The sequence below is a fragment of the Oligoflexus sp. genome, assembly GCF_035712445.1.
GTDB lineage: Bacteria > Bdellovibrionota_B > Oligoflexia > Oligoflexales > Oligoflexaceae > Oligoflexus.
The window spans coordinates 1-22,153 of the sequence record NZ_DASTAT010000083.1 but is presented as its reverse complement, the minus strand read 5'-3'; the positions used below and the strand labels follow the sequence as shown (position 1 = coordinate 22,153).

The 22,153-nt window shown below is 54.2% G+C and carries 17 protein-coding genes; 4 read left to right on the top strand and 13 right to left on the bottom strand.

Annotated features, from left to right (window positions below; genetic code table 11):
- Positions 1 to 147: 147 nt before the first annotated feature.
- The 10 genes from VFO10_RS18635 to VFO10_RS18590 all read right to left on the bottom strand — a co-directional run bounded on the left by VFO10_RS18635 (position 148) and on the right by VFO10_RS18590 (position 14,422).
- Positions 148 to 2,217 (bottom strand): protein-disulfide reductase DsbD family protein, encoded by a 2,070-nt coding sequence (locus VFO10_RS18635; protein WP_325142955.1) that lies wholly within the window; start codon positions 2,215 to 2,217, stop codon positions 148 to 150.
- Between the two features lie 611 nt (positions 2,218 to 2,828).
- Positions 2,829 to 3,332, bottom strand: coding sequence for a M23 family metallopeptidase (locus VFO10_RS18630; RefSeq protein WP_325142953.1), 504 nt, complete (start codon positions 3,330 to 3,332; stop codon positions 2,829 to 2,831).
- Between the two features lie 363 nt (positions 3,333 to 3,695).
- Positions 3,696 to 5,888: an AgmX/PglI C-terminal domain-containing protein gene (locus VFO10_RS18625; RefSeq protein ID WP_325142951.1), complete on the bottom strand. Its 2,193-nt coding sequence runs from the start codon at positions 5,886 to 5,888 to the stop codon at positions 3,696 to 3,698.
- Between the two features lie 188 nt (positions 5,889 to 6,076).
- Positions 6,077 to 7,210, bottom strand: a complete 1,134-nt coding sequence (locus tag VFO10_RS18620) for a hypothetical protein (RefSeq protein WP_325142948.1) — start codon at positions 7,208 to 7,210, stop codon at positions 6,077 to 6,079.
- Positions 7,211 to 7,213: 3 nt separating this feature from the next.
- Positions 7,214 to 10,255 (bottom strand): tetratricopeptide repeat protein, encoded by a 3,042-nt coding sequence (locus tag VFO10_RS18615; RefSeq protein ID WP_325142946.1) that lies wholly within the window; start codon positions 10,253 to 10,255, stop codon positions 7,214 to 7,216.
- A gap of 75 nt (positions 10,256 to 10,330) precedes the next feature.
- Entirely contained in the window at positions 10,331 to 11,887 is a 1,557-nt protein-coding gene (locus VFO10_RS18610) for a hypothetical protein (RefSeq protein WP_325142943.1), read from the bottom strand.
- Between the two features lie 14 nt (positions 11,888 to 11,901).
- On the bottom strand, positions 11,902 to 12,657 hold the full coding sequence (locus VFO10_RS18605; RefSeq protein ID WP_325142941.1) for an outer membrane beta-barrel domain-containing protein: 756 nt from the start codon (positions 12,655 to 12,657) through the stop codon (positions 11,902 to 11,904).
- 13 nt (positions 12,658 to 12,670) lie between these two features.
- Positions 12,671 to 13,180, bottom strand: coding sequence for an ExbD/TolR family protein (locus tag VFO10_RS18600; RefSeq protein WP_325142939.1), 510 nt, complete (start codon positions 13,178 to 13,180; stop codon positions 12,671 to 12,673).
- 21 nt (positions 13,181 to 13,201) lie between these two features.
- Positions 13,202 to 13,753 carry an ExbD/TolR family protein gene (locus VFO10_RS18595; protein WP_325142937.1) on the bottom strand — a complete coding sequence of 184 codons (552 nt, stop codon included), beginning with the start codon at positions 13,751 to 13,753 and terminating at the stop codon, positions 13,202 to 13,204.
- 12 nt (positions 13,754 to 13,765) lie between these two features.
- Positions 13,766 to 14,422 carry a MotA/TolQ/ExbB proton channel family protein gene (locus VFO10_RS18590; RefSeq protein ID WP_325142935.1) on the bottom strand — a complete coding sequence of 219 codons (657 nt, stop codon included), beginning with the start codon at positions 14,420 to 14,422 and terminating at the stop codon, positions 13,766 to 13,768.
- Between the two features lie 218 nt (positions 14,423 to 14,640).
- Between VFO10_RS18590 and VFO10_RS18585 the strand changes: the two genes are divergently transcribed.
- The gene (locus tag VFO10_RS18585; RefSeq protein ID WP_325142933.1) at positions 14,641 to 15,597 is read left to right on the top strand and encodes a hypothetical protein; all 957 of its coding nucleotides are present in this window, start codon (positions 14,641 to 14,643) and stop codon (positions 15,595 to 15,597) included.
- 133 nt (positions 15,598 to 15,730) lie between these two features.
- Positions 15,731 to 16,954: an NADP-dependent isocitrate dehydrogenase gene (locus VFO10_RS18580; protein ID WP_325142932.1), complete on the top strand. Its 1,224-nt coding sequence runs from the start codon at positions 15,731 to 15,733 to the stop codon at positions 16,952 to 16,954.
- A 4-nt stretch (positions 16,955 to 16,958) separates the two neighbouring features.
- Here VFO10_RS18580 and VFO10_RS18575 read toward each other — a convergent pair whose 3' ends face one another.
- Entirely contained in the window at positions 16,959 to 17,591 is a 633-nt protein-coding gene (locus VFO10_RS18575; RefSeq protein ID WP_325142929.1) for a hypothetical protein, read from the bottom strand.
- A 91-nt stretch (positions 17,592 to 17,682) separates the two neighbouring features.
- On the opposite strand from VFO10_RS18575, the gene VFO10_RS18570 reads away from it, so the two are divergent.
- Positions 17,683 to 18,603, top strand: a complete 921-nt coding sequence (locus tag VFO10_RS18570; RefSeq protein WP_325142927.1) for a hypothetical protein — start codon at positions 17,683 to 17,685, stop codon at positions 18,601 to 18,603.
- A 311-nt stretch (positions 18,604 to 18,914) separates the two neighbouring features.
- Entirely contained in the window at positions 18,915 to 19,661 is a 747-nt protein-coding gene (locus VFO10_RS18565) for a hypothetical protein (protein WP_325142925.1), read from the top strand.
- 55 nt (positions 19,662 to 19,716) lie between these two features.
- Here VFO10_RS18565 and VFO10_RS18560 read toward each other — a convergent pair whose 3' ends face one another.
- Together VFO10_RS18560 and VFO10_RS18555 are read right to left on the bottom strand one after the other, a co-directional pair.
- Positions 19,717 to 20,079, bottom strand: coding sequence for a hypothetical protein (locus tag VFO10_RS18560; protein WP_325142923.1), 363 nt, complete (start codon positions 20,077 to 20,079; stop codon positions 19,717 to 19,719).
- 28 nt (positions 20,080 to 20,107) lie between these two features.
- On the bottom strand, positions 20,108 to 22,153 hold a 2,046-nt coding region (locus VFO10_RS18555), incomplete at its 5' end, for a WD40 repeat domain-containing protein (protein WP_325142921.1).

Sequence of the window (22,153 nt, the reverse complement as noted above, 5' to 3'; positions counted from 1 at the left end):
CAAACTGACCTTTATAATCGGAAAGTTTGTGCGTCTTGCCATCACTGCCCTGCACGGAAAAATCCGGTGCGGGCTTTTGAAGATGAGGGGCAGCCCAACTCGCGGCACTGACGAAAAGCAAAGAGGCGCTCAGAAGAAACTTTTTCATCACTTACTCCTACCTGCATATGGGGAAAGCTGCTGGATCTCTTTCATCACAAGATCCGGCGTTAAAACCTCTGGCAATAAAAGCGGCTCGCTCGTGGCGTCCTTATACAGCGCATAAACCGGAACGCCCTGCCGCCCAAGAGACTCCAGCATCTTGGTGATGGCCGGGTTATAATCCGTCCAGTCCGCACGCAGCAAGCGAACACCCTGGTCCTGGAATGCCTTTTGTACATCATCCCGATTCAAAACCAAAGTCTTGTTCACCTGGCAGGTCACACACCACGCAGCCGTGAAATCGACAAAGACAGGCCCTTCTTTCCGCGCGGCCTCCAGCGCTTCACGGGAAAATGGCTTCCAAACTTCCGTAGTCTGCACAGCTGCAGCTGTCCGGGTGACAGATGGATTTTGCTGATAAGCAGCCAGCGCAGAAAGCGTGGTCATCAGCGCAGCCAAAGTCCAGACCAGCGAACGGGTCTTGCTGGTCCGCTGCCGCCAAAACCAGGCAAAAAAACCAAGTCCGATAAAGGCCCCTAGAATCCACAGCACACCCTGCATCCCACTCTGCTTTTCCAAAACCCACAGCAGCCAAAGTATAGTCAAAAGCAGGGGAAAGGCCATCGCCTGCCGCAGGGTTTCCATCCACATCCCCGGCTTGGGCAAAAGCCTGCGACTCCCCGGTATCCATGCGAGCGCAAGAAAGGGACTCAAAAACCCAAGACCAATCCCGGAAAAAATCAAAAGCGATTCCCACGGAGTCCGTGTCAGCGCCGAACCCACCGCGACACCCATGAAGGGCCCGGTGCAAGGACTCGCCACGACCACCGCCAAGACACCGGAAAAGAACTGCCCGGTGGGCCCGCTCTGCGTGCTTCCCACGTGACCAAGGCGCGTGAAGGCATTCCAGGGCTGAATCAGATCGAGAAAATTCAAAGCCATCACAAAAAAGAGCAGGGCCAGGACCGCGATGAAGGCCGGCGATTGCAGCTGAAAACCCCAGCCGACCGCTTCGCCTCCCGCTTTCAAAAGCAGCAGGACGCCCGCCAAAGCAAGAAAGGACAGAAGAACGCCGGCCCCATAAGCAAGGCTCCCGAGCCTGACCTTCCGCACCTCGGCCCCGCTTTCCCGCACAAGGCTCAAAACTTTAATGGCAAGCACGGGCAGAACACAGGGCATGATATTTAAAATAAGCCCACCCAAAAAAGCGAGCCCAAGGATCAGCCAAAGGTTTTCATTCGATGCGGACGCCGCGTTCATGTCGAGGTCATAAGCCTTCGCCTGACCATCCGCCGCTTCAAACACAGCGAGGCCCCCGACCTGCCTTGTGGCTGGTTCCGGCGTCTTTTCCAGGGTCACAGTGCGCTCCTTCAGAAGCGGCGGCGCACTCTTGAGCCCTGATCCTTCATCCGGAAAAAAATTCACAAGCTTCAGATCGGAAGCGATCCGAGGATCATTGATCTCGATCCGCATAGACCCGCCATCGGCTGTCTCACTGAGCCTCGCCGCAGCCTTCCCCTGTGGCGCAAGGGCTGCGGACTTTTCCAGCACCGGCTGCCAAGGACTCGGCTCCATCGTCCCGCCTCGGTTCACAGGCATGGACCAGCTGAAAAGATGCTGACCGGGAATACATTCCTCTTCACAGACGAGCCACTTCACAAGAACATCCAGAGTCAGCGGTCCGTCTGAAACCTCTGCGGGCACCGAGACTGAGAAAGGCAGGATCACCTCGCCCTCATACCCGATATTATAGAAAGGCCCGACCTGGATCCGTGCAGGCATCGGCCATGTGAAATCACTGACTGTCCAGCCTTCCGGTTTTTGCCACTGAAGACGCGGCGCCTCGCCCGAGTCACCCGGATTTTTCCAGTACACATGCCAGTGAGGATCCGGCTGAAAGCGCAGCGCAAAGGTCTGGGTCGCCCCGGGGCGCAGACTCAGCTCGCGCGATAGCAGCTGCACCTGAATGTGCTCGCCCCTTATGCTGTCCGTGGCGCCCGTAAAGGCCATCGCGTCCGTGAAGGCCATAAGCATAAGACCAAGGCCCATTCCGATCCCACGAAGAATTTTTTTCATCCTTCCCCCTTGATTTCCTTCCCACCCATCTTACATTGGAAAACAGGAGGTTTCATGTCTGGCATTCGCTACCTTATCGCACTCCTTTTCCTATTCGCAGGTCTGGAAAGCGAGCTGCGTGCGAGTGCATCCCAAGCGACACCTGCAAGCTGCAATTATCCCTCATCAGACATAATCACCAACCTCAACAGCAAAACCTCCGTCGATAAAATGACAAAAACCGCTCCGGGTAGGATTCCTGGAATCCTCGCGGAGCGGGTCATTGTACCGGCCTCCCGGTTTATTCTCATGCCTCAGGCAAAGCCTCAGACCTTGGCCCGAGCCTCGCGCGAGGCGGACGCTTTCTGTGTATCCGGCTGCAGTCCTCCGGTCTGAATTTTAAAAAACCCGCATGATGAATCACTAAGAATCCAGAGGAAATTTATGAAACGCCTCAGTTGGAATACAGGATCTGACGGCCAAAAATATCGGCCGCACCCTGATCGTAAAGCAGGGTGAACGCATACTTGCCTCGCCCAGGATAAAGGGTCAGGATTTTGTGGTCACGATGAAAGAATAGGAAGGTGAAACGGGCGTCTGCTGCCCAAAAGACAGCAGACGCAAGCCCGATTTCAGTGCGCGTACTGGCGAGCGAAGTGTGGCAGGGGATCCATCGACTTGTTCGCAATATTCTTGTATTCGAAATGAAGGTGTGTGCCTTCGGCGTTCCCGCTGGCGCCCACCTGGGCGATTTCCTGGCCTCTCTTCACGTTCATGCCCTGCTTCACATAAAGCTTCGAGCAGTGCGCGTAAAGAGTCTTGAAAGTCTTCTGGCGCAGAACCACAGTCCAGCCGTAGCCGCGTTTCCATCCTGCGTATTCAACAGTACCGCCATGCGCCGCGAAAATCTTGCGACCGCGTGGGGCCATGATGTCGATGCCTTCATGCGAGCGGCCGCTGCGTGGACCAAAACCCGAACTCAGACGGCCTTGGGTGGGCCACTGCAGTTGACGAAGTTCGGTGTAAAGAGTCGCGCGTTCGCCCTGACCAAGATTCTCATCATCCGATTCTTTGCCCGTGGATTCAGGAAGCACGCCGTTGACCAGCTTGCTTCTTCCCCGCAAGTCAGGAGACATTTGAGCCTTCTCACTAACGGGGATATATATAACTTGTCCAGGTATAAGTTCGGCCGAGGATTCGAGGCCATTGACGCGTTGGATCATGCTGTGGGGGACGGCGTATTGAGCGCCCATGTTTGCCAGAGTATCACCCTTCTTTACCTTCACTTGATAGTAATTCCGGGCTTCTGAATCTTGACCAGGCGGAGCTGCACGGTGTGCACACGAGCTGAACAGAAAGGTACCGAGCAGCAGACAGGCCTTGAGCTCTGGTTTCTTCATGTAATCATTCCCCTATAAAATCCTAACCGAAAAAAGAATGCGACGCCCCCAGATTGCTCTGGAGGCGTTAACAGACGGCGCTGCCCGATTAGGATAACATCAAAGCGGGTTGAACACGAAGGGATAATTTACGTTCACATTTTGACCGCCTCGCGGCGTCGGGAATTTCCAGCGGACTATCTTTCCTGTCACACATCCGGCCATTACAGCGTCGCCAACCGTGTCGGATGCTATGCTGGAAGAGGTCACGCGTCCATCTGATCCAATCACGAAATTCACTTTAATCTTGCCGTTTGCGTTAGGGGATCGCTGCAGCAATTGTTCATAACAGTGACGGATCTGATTCAAATTCGCTCGAATGACGGCCTGTACTTCTTGCGTTGTCAAACCGCCTGCCACGACAGGATCACCGGGCGGCACTTCGACATTGGCACGGCCAGCTCCGCCTTCGCCTTTACCGAATCCTTTGCCGATTCCTGCGCCACCCAGACCACCAGCGCCGCCTTCACCGGATCCGTTTCCACCGAATCCACCGAAGTTGTTCGCGGCTCCACCAGTCCCTGCAACGCCAAGGGTTTTACCGGTTCCAGGACCACCGAGGCCGAGAGTTTTCGCTCCCGATCCCGCACCACCACCGGCACCGCCGGCGGAATCTTTAAAGTCGGTTTTGATGGCACCGGCTCCGACCTGACTCAGAACTTTACCGGCACCCAAACCTAATTTAGCAAGGTTCACGCCAGATGCTTTATTCGGGGCTCCACCTTCGGCTCCGGCAAGGTCAACTTTCTGTTCACCTTTGCGTTGGCCGCCAGCATCAGGGCGTAGCTTATCACCACCCTGTGCACCACCTGAAGGTCCTACCTTTGCAGCGGTCACAGCACCAGGCTGCTTGAAGTCAGGCTTTTTCCCGGCCTGGGCCATCCCTTGATCCTTCGGCTTCTCTTGCGGAGGCTGAGGCGTCGGTGGCGTCGGCTTCTTGGGTTCAGCCAATTGCTGCGTAGGTTTCTCAACCGGCGGCGTTGGCGTTGGTTGCTTGGGCTGCTCCACGGGTTTCGGCTTCGCTTCAGGCGGAACCGGCGTGGGTGGCTTTGGTGGTGGCTTCGGAGGCGTGGGTTTGGGCGGCGGCTCCTGCTTCACTTCCGCCACTTCAACTTTCTTCTCTTTCGGAACCGGCTTCGGTTCTTCTTTTTTCTCCGGCGCATTCACGATCGACCAGATGTCGTCGTCGTTCTTATCGTCTTTTGGATTTTTGCTCAGATAAATCGCAGGGATCGCCGCGACGTAGAATATGATCGACGCGAGCATGATGATTGCGAAAATCGGATCGCGCGCGCTGTTACGCGGCAGTTCCAAAACTGGCGGTTTGATAAACATCAGGAAATATTTCAATGGTCCCTGACTGATATGAGCAATATCGTGCTTGCTCATATTGATGGACTTCTCCCCGGATTCTTCGAGGACCTTTCCACCTTTGCGAAGACGAGCCTGCATGTCGGGCATCAGATGCAGGGTGTAGCCTTCTTCATTCACTGATGCGAGTTCGTGAACGCGCACATCGCTGTCGCTTCCTGAAAGGAAGTGCGCTTTGGGCGATTCGCCGATCGTCACGCGCTCGAAGTTCTTGAACTTGGGATGAAAGAGATCCACATCGACTATGGTCTCATCCCAATAGCTCACGACCTCCAGGACGTTTCCGCTGGGTTTGGCATTCCTGGGGGAAAATAATTGATCCCCGCCTTCATCCGACCCGCGGTCACCGTCGCCTCGGGGCGCCGCTCGAACTGTTGTTTTTACATCATCGCCTGCAGCCATATCGTCCGCCTCATCCGCGTCCTCGTGGTCCGATTCCATGTCATGATCAGAAGCCGCCTCATAAACAGAAGCCGGTGGCGGCGAGCCCGCCATCCCCGAACGCCCGTTCATAACGGTGGCTTCCCCACCGACCTTGGTTCCTTCATTCTGCGCTGCCTTGAACTCTGAACTGGCAGCAGCCGCAGTTTGATGATTCATCACTTCGATGACGACATCACCGATGGTGATGCGATCGCCGACACTCAATGGGGATTCGACTTCGATGCGCTTGCCGTTCAGAAAAACGCCCGAGTGCGAACCCAAATCCGTGAGCATGTGCACACCATTCTCGAGCACCTCGATCATGGCGTGAATGGGTTCCACCGCTGTCGCCCGGATCACGACTTCGTTGGAAAGCAGCGAGCCGATCATGAGCCGATCACGGACCGGCACGACCTGCTGCGATTGATTAGGCGGAGAGTAGCGGATCTCGAGGTTCATTCAACCCAACCCAAATAAAGCCAGCCCTTGATGGGGAGGACCTGGCGGAGACTCCATTAACCTGATAAACGCCGTTACAACTATTATCGCGTGGATCAGTAGAAATGGGAAGGCCCGCTTTAACATAGCGGGCCTTAAATCGGGATGATGAAGGGATGTGCTGTCAAAAAGCGAAAGCGGGCTGTCTCTTACTGCTTCGGAGCCGCACCAGCGGGCGCTCCTTGCGGCGGCTGTTGCTGACCATTCGCCGGAGCCTGGCCTTGCGCTGCGGGTTGCGCCTGCTGCTGTCTCGCCGCGGCCGCCGCTCGTTCCTTGGCTTGCTGCTCGCGAATTTCTTTTTCCAGTTTCCCGATCACGAGGTAAGCGCGCTCGTCGATCGAGGTCGGGCCGCCATCCGTCTTCGCGATCTCTTCCAGCTCCGTCCTGGCCTTCGTGAGATTGCCAAGACCCTGATATTCATTCAGCGCGCAGCTGAAAAGCGCGGGTTTATAGTTCTTCTTCTTCTCCAGAACCGACGCGCAGAGCTGGGCCGCTTCCTTGGGATTATCCGCAAGACGCTCAGCCTGGATCAATCCGGTCGTGACGAAGAAGTCATCGGGAAGGCCTGCGAACATGGCCTTGGCCGTCTTGTAATCACCGTAACGGAGAGCCGTAAAGCCGATATTGAGCCGCGCGGGTTCATAGTCCTTGCGCAGGTTGATGGCCTCATTCCAAAGCGCGACCGCTTCCGGCAGGCGCCCATCGATCATCGCAATCATGCCGCGCGCCGTGAGGGCCGCGGCTTTGGTCTTTTCGTTCTTGCTCGACATCAGCTTATTGATCCAGTGTTCCGCCATGGGGAACTGCCGGGAATGAATCGAAGCCAGGGCCAATTCCAATTGGGCGACTTCCGGCATCTCATGCCGAATGTCTTCCTTCATTTCGACAACCATCAGCTTTTTAGCGACCTGAAACACAGGGCCTACGCCCTCGCCCGCCAAGCGTTTGGCCGCCATCAGAGCGATCATGTCCTTGCGATCTTTGACCGAGGGCGAAGCCAGCTTGCCTTCCAGATCACTGGCAAGGTCCTTGGCCTTTGAAATATTGATGGTCCTGGAGGTCAGCGAGTTATTCGACAAACTATAGGTCAGGGTCTGATAATTCGAGGAGACGTAAAGATCATCGCCCGGTCCTGATGACTTCTTCCCATCACCTTCATCGTCGTTGTCAGCGGAAGCACTGCCGCTCCCGCCCTTATCATCCCCACCGCTCGTTTTCTGCAGCGTGGCACAGGATCCCAGCATCAGGCCCAGAACTAGCAATGGAGAGGATATTCGAAGCATAGCTTATTTCCCATTTTTCACAGAGCCAGCCATGCTGCTGGCAAGTTCGGAACCCAAAAAGTCCGGCTGCACCACGAAGTCGTCGAACTGAACTTTCTTGCCCGCCAGGCGATTGATGCCACCGATCACGCGCAGCGACCAATCATTGTAAACGCGGAACTGGGTCACCGTATCCTGGGCGATCTTATACCAGTTGGCTGCGGCCTTCCTGCGTTCCGCGATCTGCGGCGCCAGCTCCTTGACCACATCGTCTTTCGTAGCACCCTGAATCGCCGGAGGGTTGGCCAGGGCTTCGGCATAATGTTCATGCGCAAGGCCCATCTGATAAAGTGCGGCCACACCCCAGTAGGCATCTTTCGTGGCCACGACGCGCTGATAGGTTTGCTCCACTTGAGCGAGGCCATTGGCCTTGTTTTCCAGTGATTTCGCAAGCGCGTCGACCGTTCCGCCCACCAAAGGAATCTTCATGTAACGCGGCAGGATGCTATCAGCTTCGCGGAAGGCGATTTCGCCGACATAACGGAGGGCTTCCCCACTCACGTTGCCTGGACCCTGACCGAAGATCTGCTTGATCTGAGCCACGGCCTGGCCGGCATCATTCCCACCCGCGCGAGCGATGCGGTAGTATGCGACGATCTGCTGATTCGGGCTCAGTTTGAAGCGGTTCAGGTATTGGGTCCGAATGATTTCGACCATCTGGTCATAACGCTTGGCCCGCTCCGCACCGATGATCAGATCCTCGACGACGTCCAGGGCGTTATCCGGGAAGCGACTCGCGAAGGCGATGCAAACGGGAAGAGCCTTGGGTGTGTTCAGGGCAATCTGCAGCGTACACGCTGTCGCCAACGCACCGCCGGCTTCTTTTTCCTTCGGATACTTCTTGGTGAACTCGATGAAGTAATCAGCGGCCCTATCGTATTCCAGCTGCTTTTCGTAGATCTTGCCGACCTGCAGCAGGGACTCAGGGGCCTGCGGCTTATCCGGGAAGTTCTGCACGATGAAGAGATAGGCCTGAATCGCAGGGACAATCGCCCCGGCCTTGATATAGTCGACAGCGGCGTTGTACCACAGCTTATCCACATCCGGATCTTTCGGATATTTGCGGGCCTGGGCCTCCGAACGCTGCGCGCGCTTCAGAGTATCCTTCTCCTTCGCGATGTCTTCTTTTTCAGCCGCACGCTGGATATTCCTGAGATCGTTGCCGACCTTGCTGTTTCTGTACTCGGGAATCTTCAAAAGAGCATCCGCAGTGGCGAGAAGATCCTTCCGGTCATCCTTCACGATTGGGATCAAAAGGTCGACCGCGGACTGCCCTTCCTTGTCCTTCGGATATTTGACGGCGATATTCTTCAGATAACGGATGGCGTTGTCCTTCTGCCCCGAATGATAGAAGATGGTCGCGACGCCCACATCGCAGCTCTTCACGCGCACGCCGTCTTCAGGATACCAGCCCGTGTATTTCTCGCAGGCCTTCATGTAGTTCCGGGCCCGTGCCGAAATCGGCTTGGGATCTTTGAAGTCGGGCTTGCGCTTTTTCAGCACTTTGAATTCCGGTTCAAAATCCTTCACGAAAGCGTTCACCATATAGATGGACACTTCCTTGTGCATGTTCTCGGGCTTATCGCCTTTGTTATAGCGAACGGCCTTGTCCTTGCCGAGCGAGGCGATTTCCAGATAGTAGCGGCCTGCCGCGCGGTAATCCTTCAGGTAGTATTCGATATCCGCGAGGTAGTACATCACGCCCGGAACTTCGCGGGCCTTGGGATGATACTTGATGAAAAGAAGATAGCCTTCCTTCGCTGCCAGGTTCAATTCGCGGTTATCATCCTTAATCGCGTTCTGGTGAGTCAGCGTCGCGTAATAGAGCATCTGGTCTTTGATCTCGGCCTGGGTTTCCAGGACCAGATCTTTCTTATTGGCTCTGGCCCACGAGGAGTTCGCCGAATAATTCTGGGCGTAACGCTCCAGTTCCACCCAGACCCGCTTCAGATCGCCAAGGGCACCGGAGAGGCTGACGATTTCCTTCTGCGCCTTGGGTCCATCCGGATCGTTCGGTGCAATCTGCTGGAAGCGTTTCAGCACGTTGATCGCCTGCGCATAGTTACCCTGATCGGACAGGATCTGAGCCAGGAGCTGCAGGAAGGGACCGATGTAGTTCGCCCCGTTATTGGCCCGATAATAGGCAATCGCCTCTTCGATCATCTTGAGTTCAGCGAAGGCGAAGACCATGTCGCGCAGCGCTTCTTCACGGAGCTGGGCATCCTGCTGCGAGCCGCCTTTGGCCATGCTCACGAGCTGCTTCCAGTAGCTCAAGCTCTTCCGGTAATCACCAAGGTTATACGCGCACCAGCCGAGCTTGAAGACCGACCAGAGGTAGCGCTTGCTGCGCTTGTACTTCAGGGCCTTGCCGAAGTTGGTTTGCGCGTTGGTGAAGTCGTTGCGATCAAAATAGAAATCACCGAGCGAGGCATAGGCGTCGCCCGAGATCGCGGAGTTGGGATACTTTTGGATCAGCTGGGTATAGATGCGGGCCGCATCCTTTTCCTTGCCGAGGAACTGCAGCGCCACGGCCTTGTTATAGGTGATCTGATCCGCGTTCTCGCTCCTTGGATATTCCTGGAGGATGTCCGACGATTCGGTGATGACAGCCTTCCAATGGCCCTGCGAACGACTGGTATTCAAACGCGGTTCGGTGCCTTTCTTCCCGCCTTTTTCCCAGGCCGTATACTGCTTATCATAGATGCGTTCCTCTTCCGAACGCACGTAAGTCGCCTGCTCCATGTGCAGGTTCAGGATGCGTTCCAGAATCTGCAGACGCTGCGGCGACCGCGGGGGCAGGCTTTTTGCGGTTTTTTCCAGGTACCTCGTGGTCTTATCGATGCCTTTGACGAGCTTTCTTTCAACCTGCATGGCGAAGACAGCCGAGCGCTTCAGGGATGGGCCCGCTTTTTCGGATTTCTTCTCGCGCTTGCGTTCAGTCACCTCAAGGGTTGCGCGCTTTTGCTCCTGGGCAGCGAGATGCTCTGGCGAGTGCCAGAGTAGCACGTATCCTAGCAGTAACGTTTGGAACAAAAGACGCATAATTCATCCTTAATAATAGCCACAGCTCCAGCCGAAAACTTATTCTCCGCCCTTGTCGCCGTCCCCATCATCCTTGTTGGCCACGCAACGGCTGGCCATATTATAAACATAGAAGCCAAGCTCATCTTCCCAGTACTCGCCTTCAAAAGGCCAATATTCAAGGGTTTGGTTGATATTCAGTTTCTGCATGCCGCCGATGAACTGAGCCTTCTTATCCTCGCCGGTTACTTTGATAAGGGCGCGCAAGCTGGCGAGTTTGCCCAGCTGCATTTCAGCGACGATCAATTTGGTTTGATTCGAGTATTCCAGCAGGGCTGTATAGTAGGTCGTTCCTTCCTTATACATTCTCTGGCCCGCATCCAGCACAGCAGCCGATTTCTTGGATTCCAGGAACTGATTCAGACTGTCCAAAAGGCCTGATGACTGCCATTCACGATAATTTCGGAGCGAATTCAACTCCCGGTCCGCAAAGCGGATCGTGTCCATGGCTTCCTTGAAAGCATCGACCTGCGAAAGCTTCTTCACGATTTCCTCGGCGCGGCGATAGCTGTTCAGGTCGCCCTTGCGATAATCGTAGACGTATTTGAAGAAACCCTTCGGATCGCCTTTGAAGCGGTTCAGCATCCCCTTCACATCGCCAAAGACCGGCTGATAGCGGTCCTTGAAGCGGCGCATGGATTCTTTCACCTGATCGTAGCGGCACATCCTCAAAAAGGTGATCGACTGGAGAATGTAAGCTTCGGGATAGAAGCGGTTCTCAAAGAACGGGGAATGGATCGTATGGATATTCCCAAGGCTATTGTTGAATTTTTCCATGAAGAAAAACGCCCAGGACGCTTCCCAGATGGCGTCGAGCCAGTTCTCGGAATCGCGGGGGATCTGGCCGTAGTACGAGATCGCTTCGGGAAAGCGTTTGATTTCGTAGTTCACGCGCGCGATGTTCATCAGCGACATTTCCTGGAGCTCTTTCATATCGCTGCGCTCACGGGTACCCGCCAGCACTTTCTCGAACAGCGCGATCGCCCGGGAGTGACGACCCTTCAGGTTCGAGATCACGCCCTCATGGAACTGAGCGCCGAGCTGATAGGGACTGCCGGCCGGAACCATGGAAAAGTATTTTTCCGCGGTTTCGAGGCTGCGGTCTCCGAAAGCTTCGACACCCTTGTAATAGAAATAGAAACCACGCGCGGGACCGGGCACATCGGATAACCGTATCTCGGTCTTGAAGAGCTGCACGATGTGCGACTGGCCAAGGCTGAGTTTGCTGTTGATGTTTCCCAGTTCCTCCAGCGCGGAACGGAAGAAGGGATTGTCCTCGGTCCGGCCGCGGCGCACGATCAAACTATAGTGCTTGGATGCGGAATAGAGCAGGCCGATCTTCTGAAGACTTTGGGCCAATCCCCATTCAGCCTTGCGTTTTTCGGCCTTATTGTCGGATTTCTCATAGACTTCGTGATAGGCCGAAGCCGCGCGCACGTAGTCTTTCTTGGCAAAATAAACCTTGGCCTGCTTATAGTCAGCCAACGCTTCGCCTTGCGTGATCGCGAGGGTCGCGACACAAATCAGGAGTCCGAGTTTTCGCATACGGTCAAACATGGGCCCTCGAAGCGCTAAAGGTAATACGAAACCCCAATCAGCAGAGTAATCGTGTCGTGCGGCGCCGTACCCGTGAGTCCCTGCTGGGTTTTAGCCTTGATCGGACTGCATTCGCCGTCCAGGATCGTGTAATTGAAACGATTGGCTCGCAGATCCCATTTGTAAGCCATTTTCCGCGACACAAAATAACGCTGTCCTACGCCCGCCATGAATGTGGGATAGGACTTGGTCGTGTTCTTGGGAATGTCCTCGGCCGTCGGGTCGAGTTTCTTATCGGGCGGCTCGCAGAAATCGTTATAGCGCCACTCGACTCCGGTCGTCCCCACCCCCGCCTGCAGATAGGTATCGAAGTAGACCAGCTTCCCGGAAGGCAGCTGCCATTTGCCGTAAATAGGCGTATACTGCACCGCGACCTCACTCATGAAGGACGTGCGGAAGATCTGCGTTTTGATGTCGAATTCGTCGAAGAGGATGCGCTTGTCTTCGCGATCGATGCTCAGACCATAGGCAAAGGTTCCTTCGATCGCCAAGGTCTCGTTGAAATGATACGTAAGAAGGCCCGTGCCCAAAAACGTATAGATGAAGCTCTCATTCATGATCGTGTTCAGAGCCGCCCCGATTTCCAGGCGACCGGCTTTGGTGAAATAGCGGGGACGGATCACCCGGATTTCCACGTCCTTAAAACGCTCGGACTCGTCAGCACCTGCGAGCGGTACGGCGCTTACCAGACTGGCCGCGAAGGCCATTGCTTTTCCCCACTTGCTCAGCATCAGCCCAACCCCATCAGATGTTCTCTTTGGCCACAAGCAGCTTGAAGGTAATGAATTCGGCCTGCTGTCCTGCGAGCATGAGACGACGGAGCAGTTCGAAATCGTGTTTCTTGTCCATCTCGATCGTTATCTCGCCCGGCTTGGCTTTCTTCTCGCCATCCTGGTTCCCGCGCAGCTGCTCGGCAGCCGCCTTGTTCACCTTCTGGATTTCGACCAGCTCCTGATAAACGGGATAGGCGGCACCCTGCTGGATGTCGGCTTGCGGAATCTTGCCGTTCTGCAGGGTGATCACTTTCTTGGTATTCACCAGGATTTCGTTCTTATTCACAATGATACTGGGAACCTCGTCCATGCTCACGAGCGTGACCGAGTCCGGCAGTTCCAGGTTCTGGTCGATGTCGTGGTTCGTAGGATCCGTCGAGTAACTCATCAGAAGGAAGGTTACGAGGATACTAAAAATATCGAGCATGGGCATAACGTTGAGCGACATACTGTCGCCGCTATCTCCACCGGCTGATGCCATCGTCCTTCTCCTTCCGCATCGTTACAGAATCACGCTACCAATGACGACTTTTTCGAAAAGGAACCTATCGCGGCCCTGCTTCCGCAGCTCTTCCGCATTGGGAAGGGCGAGCGCAGGCTCTTTTTCCTTCATAGTCTTGATCGCATCAATCGCCTTGATCACTATTTCATACTTGACCGAGTCATCCGAAAAAACGGTGACCTTGTCATTGTCGGGCACCTTGGTCCTGAGGGCGATCATCTCCTGATGGAACAGCTCGATATCGGCGTCATCGACCTTGAAGGTCTTCACGCTCTTCTCGAAGGGCTGTTCGGTCCATTCGGAAGTGACCTTGATTTCGGCATCCGCGACATCCACCCGAACGTTGAAGGACCGCGAAGGCGGTTCCTTGACTTCCGAGGAATTGGACAGGAACGGCACCTGAACCTCCAAAATGCCCAGACCGATAAACGCGGCTGACACCAGGAGGAAGGTGTTCAGCATCGAGAAAATGTCGATGAAGGGCATGATGTTCAGCTCAGGGGACTCCGGTCCCATGCTGGAGCTGCGACGTTTGTGTTTCTTACCGCTCACAGGCCTCTCCCGTTAGGCTTTTTTCGCGCCTTTGAGTTTCATCTTCCTGGTATAGAGCAAATCGTTCAGTTTGGAAGCGTTCTTGTTGATGTCGTCGATCACGGTCTTCTGCTTGGCGGTCAGCACACCGTATGCGAAGAGACAGAACAGAGCGACCGAGAGACCAAAGGAGGTCGCGTTAAGCGCTTCCGAGATACCTTCCGCAAGCAGGGTTTGCTTTTGAGCACCCGTGGCTTTCGCAACCGCCGCGAAGGAGCGCATCAGACCGAAGATGGTACCGAGCAGTCCGAGCAGCGTGGCGACGTTAGCGGTCGTTGCGAGGAACGACACGGCCTTCTGCACCTTGGGAACCACGGTGAGGACCGCGTAGTCGATCGCGTTGTTGATTTCCTGGGTGGAATCATTCGAACGCTTCAGACCTTCGGCCAGCACGTAGGGCAGAAGTTTGGGACGGGCTTTCTTGCAGAGGCGGATGGCGTTCTCGATGGAGTTGTTCATCACCATCTTCTGCACCATGGCCATGAAGCCATCGCTGTTGATCAGATCGTATTCCATCCACAGGCGGTACGCGCGTTCGATCACAAGGCCCAGGGAGATCACCAGGGTCGCCAGGATCGAGAACATGACTTCGTAGCCACCGTGCTGGAAGTAGAGATGAATAGCCTCCATATTCTGTCATTTCCTCCTTAAAAGGTGCGATCCGCTGGCCTTTGTCGGCCTTGTAAACCCTAGGACGCTTTTTTAGCTTTAATAAAATTCTACGTAGGGGAGCGCACTCATGTCAACCTCCGTAGCCATCTTTGCCTGATGGGCTCTGGATTCCACCTGCGCCTTGCGCTATAGTGAAAGAGTGCAAACTTTGCCTATCCCCTATCCTTGAGGATGCCATGAACGGATCACTCTTGTTTGTCGATTGCAGTGGCTACAAATCGCTGCCGTCCATAGAGGCTCTAAGGCTTATCAGCGGCGGGCAAAACCTGGAAAGCGTGACGAATATCAACGCGGCTTTGGAAGTTTTGCAGAATAACAGCAAGATCGATATATTAGTCAGCAACATACCCGATCTGAAGCTGCTCACGAGCTTTAGGCAGACCAATCCCAAGGGTGAAGCCATCCTCGCGACCGAATTGCCGATGAAAGAGTATAGCGCGCTTCTGCAGAATACCGAAGAGAAGCTTTTGGACCACGTGATTGCCAACAAAGGCCGCGAAGGCTGGACGATCCACCAATTGCGGGTGACCATCACGAAAATCCGCAGTCGTGACATTTTTGGAATTGAAAAATACCTCGCGCCTCACACCATCATCCACAGGGCCCAGGTCCGCGGTTCAGCGGAACGCGAAGAGCTGAACAGCAACGTCATGCGCTTTGCCGAAGCCTGTCACCTCGGGCAGCACGCCGCGCGCATGGCCTTTGGGATTACCGAGGAGCTTCTGATGAATACCGTCTACGATGCGCCGGCTGCTGCGGGCATCCCACGCTTCAAAAACGTCGAGCAGACCCAGGCCATCGTTTTGGAACCGGCGGAATACGGCGAGCTGAGCTTTGGCTGCGATGGTCAAATTTTAGCCATTTCCACCGCTGATCCTTTCGGTGCTCTGCGCAAGGAAACGCTCCTCACCTATCTGAAAAAAGTTTTGAAGCGCGATGAAACCGATGGGCTGATCGACGAGAAAAAAGGCGGCGCGGGACTTGGCCTTTTCAAAATTCTCTATTCGAGTCATGGCATCGTCTGCAATGTGAAGCCTGGCTCGCGCACCGAGATCATGGCTCTGATCGACGTCAACGACCAGCTGCGCGACTTCGCTTCGATGGCTCGCTCCATTCATTACTTCCGCACATAAGTCACGATGACAAGACCGGGGCGTTGGGTGGCGCGCGATATGGGCTGGACAAGCGCGCCGTAAGCCCCTAGACTTTCCCCCTCGCTCCCTTGGTCCCAAGGGCCGTGTGAAAGCCTAATAGGAGTCAGTATCAATGAAGGTAAAGGTCAAAAATCCGATTGTGGAGCTTGATGGCGATGAAATGACCCGGATCATCTGGGCTCGTATCAAGGAAAAGCTGGTTCTCCCCTTCCTCGACCTCGACATTAAATACTACGATCTGGGTATCGAATACCGCGACAAGACAGAAGACAAAGTGACTCTGGACGCGGCCGCTGCCATCAAAGAATACGATGTGGGCATCAAGTGTGCGACCATCACCCCCGATGAAGAGCGGGTCAAGGAATTCAACCTGAAGAAGATGTGGAAGAGCCCCAATGGCACGATCCGCAACTATTTGGGCGGCACTGTCTTCCGTGAGCCAATTATCTGTAAAAATATTCCCCGACTCGTTCCCAACTGGAAACGTCCGATCGTCGTAGGCCGTCACGCTCACGCAGATCAATACAAATGTGTGGATATCGATGTGCCCAAGGCCGGCAAAGTGAAGCTGGTTTACGAGCCTGCCGACGGTTCGCCCGCTCAGTCCTGGGAAATCCATGACTTCAAGAGCGCCGGTATTAGCCTTGGCATGTACAACACTGACGAGTCGATCGAAGGTTTTGCGCGCAGCTGCTTCCAGTACGGCCTGCAGAAGAATTATCCTGTCTATCTGTCGACCAAGAACACGATCCTCAAGGTCTACGACGGACACTTCAAGGACATCTTCGCCCGTATTTTCGAGACTGAATTCAAAAGCAAGTTCGAAGCCGCGAAGCTCACCTATGAACATCGTCTGATCGACGACATGGTGGCTCAGGTTCTGAAGTGGGACGGCGGTATCGTCTGGGCCTGTAAGAACTACGATGGAGACGTTCAGTCGGACACCGTGGCTCAGGGCTTTGGTTCGCTCGGCCTGATGACTTCGGTTCTGATGTGCCCGAACGGCCGCACAATCGAAACAGAAGCCGCGCACGGAACTGTAACCCGTCACTACCGCGAGCATCAGAAAGGTCGCCCGACCAGCACCAACCCGATCGCCAGCATCTTTGCCTGGACCCAGGGTCTGGCGCACCGCGGTCGTCTCGACAATACTCCTGACGTCGTGCGTTGGGCTGAAACTTTGGAAAAAATCTGCGTGTCGACCATCGAAGGCGGCGCCATGACCAAGGACCTTGCTGTCTGTATTCACGGCAACAAGGTTCCCGAAGGCAGCTATCTTTATACCGACGATTTCCTCGACAAAATCGCTGAAAACTTCCGCAAAGCCTGGAAATAATCCTTCACGGCTGGCGACCTCCACGGTTCGCCGGCCTGACAAACTTCTGCAGAAATCCTTCAAACCCGCCCACTTTTTCCAGCTCAATCGTCAAGGCCACAGGCGTGTCGGATATCGTCACGGGATAAATCACATTGCGGTAAAAGTTCGCTCCATTCACTTCCACCGTGTAGGAGCCCGGCGGCAGGATGCGAAGGTTCATCTCCTCTTTAAGCGGCATCACGCGCTCCACGATCTGAAATTCCGCATCACGGATGATCAGGCTCACCGCCGCGGGCGTGGGCTCCAAACCCTCAATGCGCAGCTGAAGATTATCGACCAGCGCCGACGACCGTCCTTCCAGATTATTTTTTCCGCTTGAAGAGGGCGTAAATCCGAAAAGCGAAAACGAAGCCAGACCTGCAATCAAAACCGAGCGGCTGTTCTTCGGCCGTTCCACCCAACAGGCCGCAAGTCCCAATAAAAACGCAGGCACAAACACCCACAGCGGATGGACATCCGTCCTCGAAATGATGATGAGAATTTCACGCACGCGAAAAAAGATGCCGGCATCGCCCTGCACAGCCGACAGAAAGCAGGCGATTACCGCTGCGATGCCGGTTGCGAGGTAGTATTTCCAGGAGACGGGTTCGTCCATGATCATCCCTCCAGCTATCTTTGGAGTTTATACAGGAGGGTCTGTGAGCGGGGCAATGGTAGAATATCCATTCACCCTATGGAGCCTTGCCATGCGTTCAACCTGGACTTTGTTCGCACTTTTCGGTTTTCCCCTTCACGCGTTCGCCGATGCGCCGGCTTTCGAAGATTCCGTTCTTCTGAGCCCCATGTATGTTTCCGCATCGCAGAGCTATCAAATCAGAAAGCAAAGCTGCGAAGTCGCGGGACTTTTCTCTCACGGCAACCTTATCTCGAAAACCATCGAGCTGACTCTGGAAGCGAAGTCGCAGGGCGCTGGTTTTCACTGCGGGCAGAGTCTTGATGACAACTCTTTGGTCGTCGGCATCAAGGGCGATATCCAGCAGTACACCATGGACGGCGTGATCGTGCGTTTTGAAGATCTGACGACCAGTTATGAACCATATCTGGCCTTCCAGGTGACTCCTTCGTTCAGCTTTGGTGTGAGCGAAGCCGTCGAGGCCACCGAATCCAAGACCATCAGCGGAAATATCTCCTCCAGCACGCGCCGGCTTCTTTTAAGCGGCACCTTTCACGACGGCCCTTGGGAGCTGACTCTCTCCTATGCCGACCGCTATCGCGACAGCATCATACCGGGGCTTGATATCCCGCGGAGCCTCGGCCTTGTCACCCGCTATCAGGTCTCTCCCCTTCTCAGCGCGGGATTTATTTATACAAGGACCGACTATCCCGGCATCGCTTCCAACGGCCAACCCAAGGAAATGGGCCAGGACTTCGTCGCCTCGATTGCATCGCGGATGACCGAGGACCTCAGCATCGAGTTATCGTACATGCGGGAAACGAATCCGGAAGGCAAGAAGGATGAGACATCGAACATCATAGGGCTCATGGGCGAGTATAAACTTGCTTCAGGAATGAAAATCGGGGCTTTGCTCAATCAATACAAGAGCACGAACGATGCCTTCGACATCTCGATGACCGCCTTCGGCGTGAGCCTCGGGATGAGCCGCTAGTCAGCACTTTTACACTCCGAGGCCGCCTCTCCGGGGCCTCCAAGGCTGTAAATCCTTTCGACATAAAATTCCGCTTATGCCTTTACACTGTGAATTCCCTGCGCAGACCCTTTTCCTACACCCATTTTCCCGCATGGAATTCAACATCTTACACCACCTTGTCTAAGTTCCATGAAGCGTCTGATGTCTGGACAGTTTCGGCCCCAACCCACTCCTCAAGAAATCAAAGACTTGTACCGATAATGTTCGTGGAACGGCGCTTGCTTCTATGTCCTACGCAGGAATTTAAAATTCGACGAAAGGGATGGTACATGGCTTACAGGAACACCATTATATCGCTCGCTACTTTGGTTGCTTTTGGAACAGCCTGTTCGAAAGCTCCTAGCTACAACACTGGCGTGCAGAGTGCAGCAACTGAACAAGCGGTTAGCGATAACGCTACCGGTAGTCATGGCCCGATGCCACAGGATGATGTGGCTCCTCCGGCTCCAGAGAAAAAGCCTGACGCGCCAGCTACAAAACCAGCTGAAACTCCGGCTCCTACGAACACACCACCAGCTCCTATCGTGGCAGACCCCATGAAGAAGTTGACCAACAAAGCCATGTTCAACATGGTTACTGTGACCAACGCTCAAGGCTGGGGCACTTCAGCTGCCAACCGCTTGAAAATTCAAGTGGCCGTAGACGCTGCTGGCGCCATCATTCCTAACCAGGCTGGTCTCGCGACTCAGTACCTGGCGAAGATTGATCCAACCGATCCCAACAAAATTGCTTTGACTGACCGTCAGGGCGCTGCTGTGGCGATCAACAACCTCAGCTCGTTCATGGTTGTGTGTAACCAGTCCGGCCAGAACATCTATCTGCACTCCGGAACCGGTGGCGCTCCCTTCTCTCATGGTAACGCCGCCGTTGCCACTGGCACCTGCGCAGCTTACCCTGCTCAGAACCTGAGAGCGACTGATGGTGCAACCTACGATCATATCGCAGGTGATCAGCCCCAGAACCAAATCTTTATCCAGCTGGAAAAAATTGGACCAGATGGCAAAGTGGTTCCCTGAACGTTGAATTAAGATAAAAAAAAGAAAGCTGAGGTTCTGCCTCAGCTTTTTTTATTTACTTCTTCGTCGCGGGTGCCGCTTTGTTCTTCGCCAAGGGCGCTACGTTACCGCCTTTGATCGAATATTCCTTTTTATAGGGCATCCACTTGCCCGCGCCATTTTCTTCGCAGATCTTTTTATCAGGCGCATCAGTCCAGCCGATGGGATGGCCCAAGGTCTTGGCGCATTTGTTCTGTGAGCCGCAGGCGTCATTGCCCGCCCCCATACACACGCTCTTGCCTTCGCACGTCGCATTCGCGCAGAAAAACTCTTTTCCCGTCTTCTTGTCCTTGACGACCTTCACGTCCATGCTGAAGCCTTCACGAGCCGCCATCGCACACACCACAGCCGCCGCGACTTTACCAAGCTTTAAACTCACATCACCCTCCTGAAAATTGGATATTCACCTATTTGCACACCTTCCAATGCTCGGCATCGTCAGGAGCAGCCTCCAGGAGCGACGGAGACCATTCGCACAACTGCTGCCAGACATCGAAGCGCTTCCAATCAATGATAACGTTCTTCTGCCGCACGCCGCCTATGGCAATTCGTGAAGCATTGAGACTGACATCCACGAGATTCTCGGCCGTTTCAAGCTGTTTCCCGGCCTTATCGAAGAAGCTGAGAGTCCGATCCGGATAGTGCATCCAATACTGCTCATCATCCGCAAGCCAGCCTCCCGTATTGCTGGCCTTCGCCTTCAAAATTTGTCGAGAATAGTACTTCCCGAAAAGATCGTGCTCCACAATCGAACCGTCGGCCGAGATGCTATAAGCCGTTCGCCCATCATCTTTAAAATCCATGCTCATGATTATATCTTCATGGGACTGGAGGAGAGTAATATTATCAGACTTGAGCGGCTCTTTCACATTTTTAATAAGGTAAACATAGCCATGATGAAAGGCTATAAGCAGCAGGTTTGACCTTTTGTCAAATCGCAGGATCTGAGCCCATTCCATATCAGGATCCGTAAAAACATGCCGGGCGTAGGCCTCTTTCATGCCCTTTTTCCAAAGTTCCAGAACCGGCGTTCCGTTTTCATCCTTGCCTACAGTCGCGATCACGCCAGGAATCGGGGCGAAATCCACAGGCGACTCGAACTGCGACACGTAATCATATTGGCCCGAGCTTTCAAAAACCTTTTCCTGGGACTCCACATCCCATATGGCAAGGTAGTTATTTTCGCCGGAAGCCGCGATCCATCGTTCGGTCACCCAGTTGGCCTGATAAAGACTTCCTGGTGCTTCAGCCTGAAACGTCAAATCCGCTTTTCCACGTGAAAAGTCCCAGATCAAGAGCCTGTTCTGATCAAAGCCCGCGAAGCGCAGAGGATTTGTCGGATGCCAGAAAAGCATTTCAGCGGGATAGTAATCAGGAATTTCTATGGGCTTTTTGAAGGCGAAGCGCCTTCTGTCGTCCAGGCCCGCAAAATAGGTCTTACCTTGTGCTTCGTAAACACAGCTATCCCCCGATGGGGACACATAGGTACATTCCCTGCTAAATTTAGCCAGCAAAGATCCGTCGATAGGATAGATTTCCGCCTGCTGATCGGCCGTGATCGCGACGAAATGATTGCGACTCGGAAGGAGGATCAAACTCGAGAGAGTGATTTTCTTGGGATCAAGCACGGTGCCATAGCCTTTGAAGGAGGCATCGCGATTCCGAAAGACCACATTGAACTTGCCGACGCTATAATCGCTGGCGTTATAAAAAATATTCTCATGATCCGCCCAAAACTCCACGCGCTTGGGCACGAAATCAGGATTGAAGGGTTTGGGCTCCGAAGGTTCACGAGGCAAGCTGGTCACGTATTCTGTACCCTCGGGACTATAGACTCGAAGGCCATTATTATTGTAGTAAAGGTCCAGAACCTTTTTTAAGAACGGATAAAGGTAGAAGGTCCCATTCTTCCTATCGAGTTCATAGATCTGCCGTGTACCCTGAACACCGATCAACTGACCGGACCAGTCCATTGCAAACTTGCCCTGAGCGTCTTTTGAATCGAGGACATACTTATCGTCGAGGATATCCTGGGGCTGCCCACAGCGAAGGGTTTGCGCTGCTTTGATACAAAGAAGATCGGAGCCCCGAGCAAAACGGACTTCGTCGACAGGGAAAGGCCAGTCCTTTTGCCTAAGCGCACCTGTGGAGAGATCCATAAGAACCAGCCCCTCCCCGTTGCGATAGGTCAACCATTTGCCCGAAACGCTGATTGCAGCCTGCATGCCGTCCTTGTCCACAGCTGCCAGGACCGTTTCGCTTTCTTTAAGGGTATTAAGAAAATACCAGCTGCCATCCTTTCTGATCAGGGCATGCCCGTTGACAAAGCTGAGCACAGTTTTGTCTGCTTCGTCGTCGTTGACTTTGACTGTAAATGCATTCTCCGGTTTTAACAGGGGATCGTAGATTTCGAGACCATTGTCTGGTTTCCAGACCAAGAGTCTTTTCCTCAC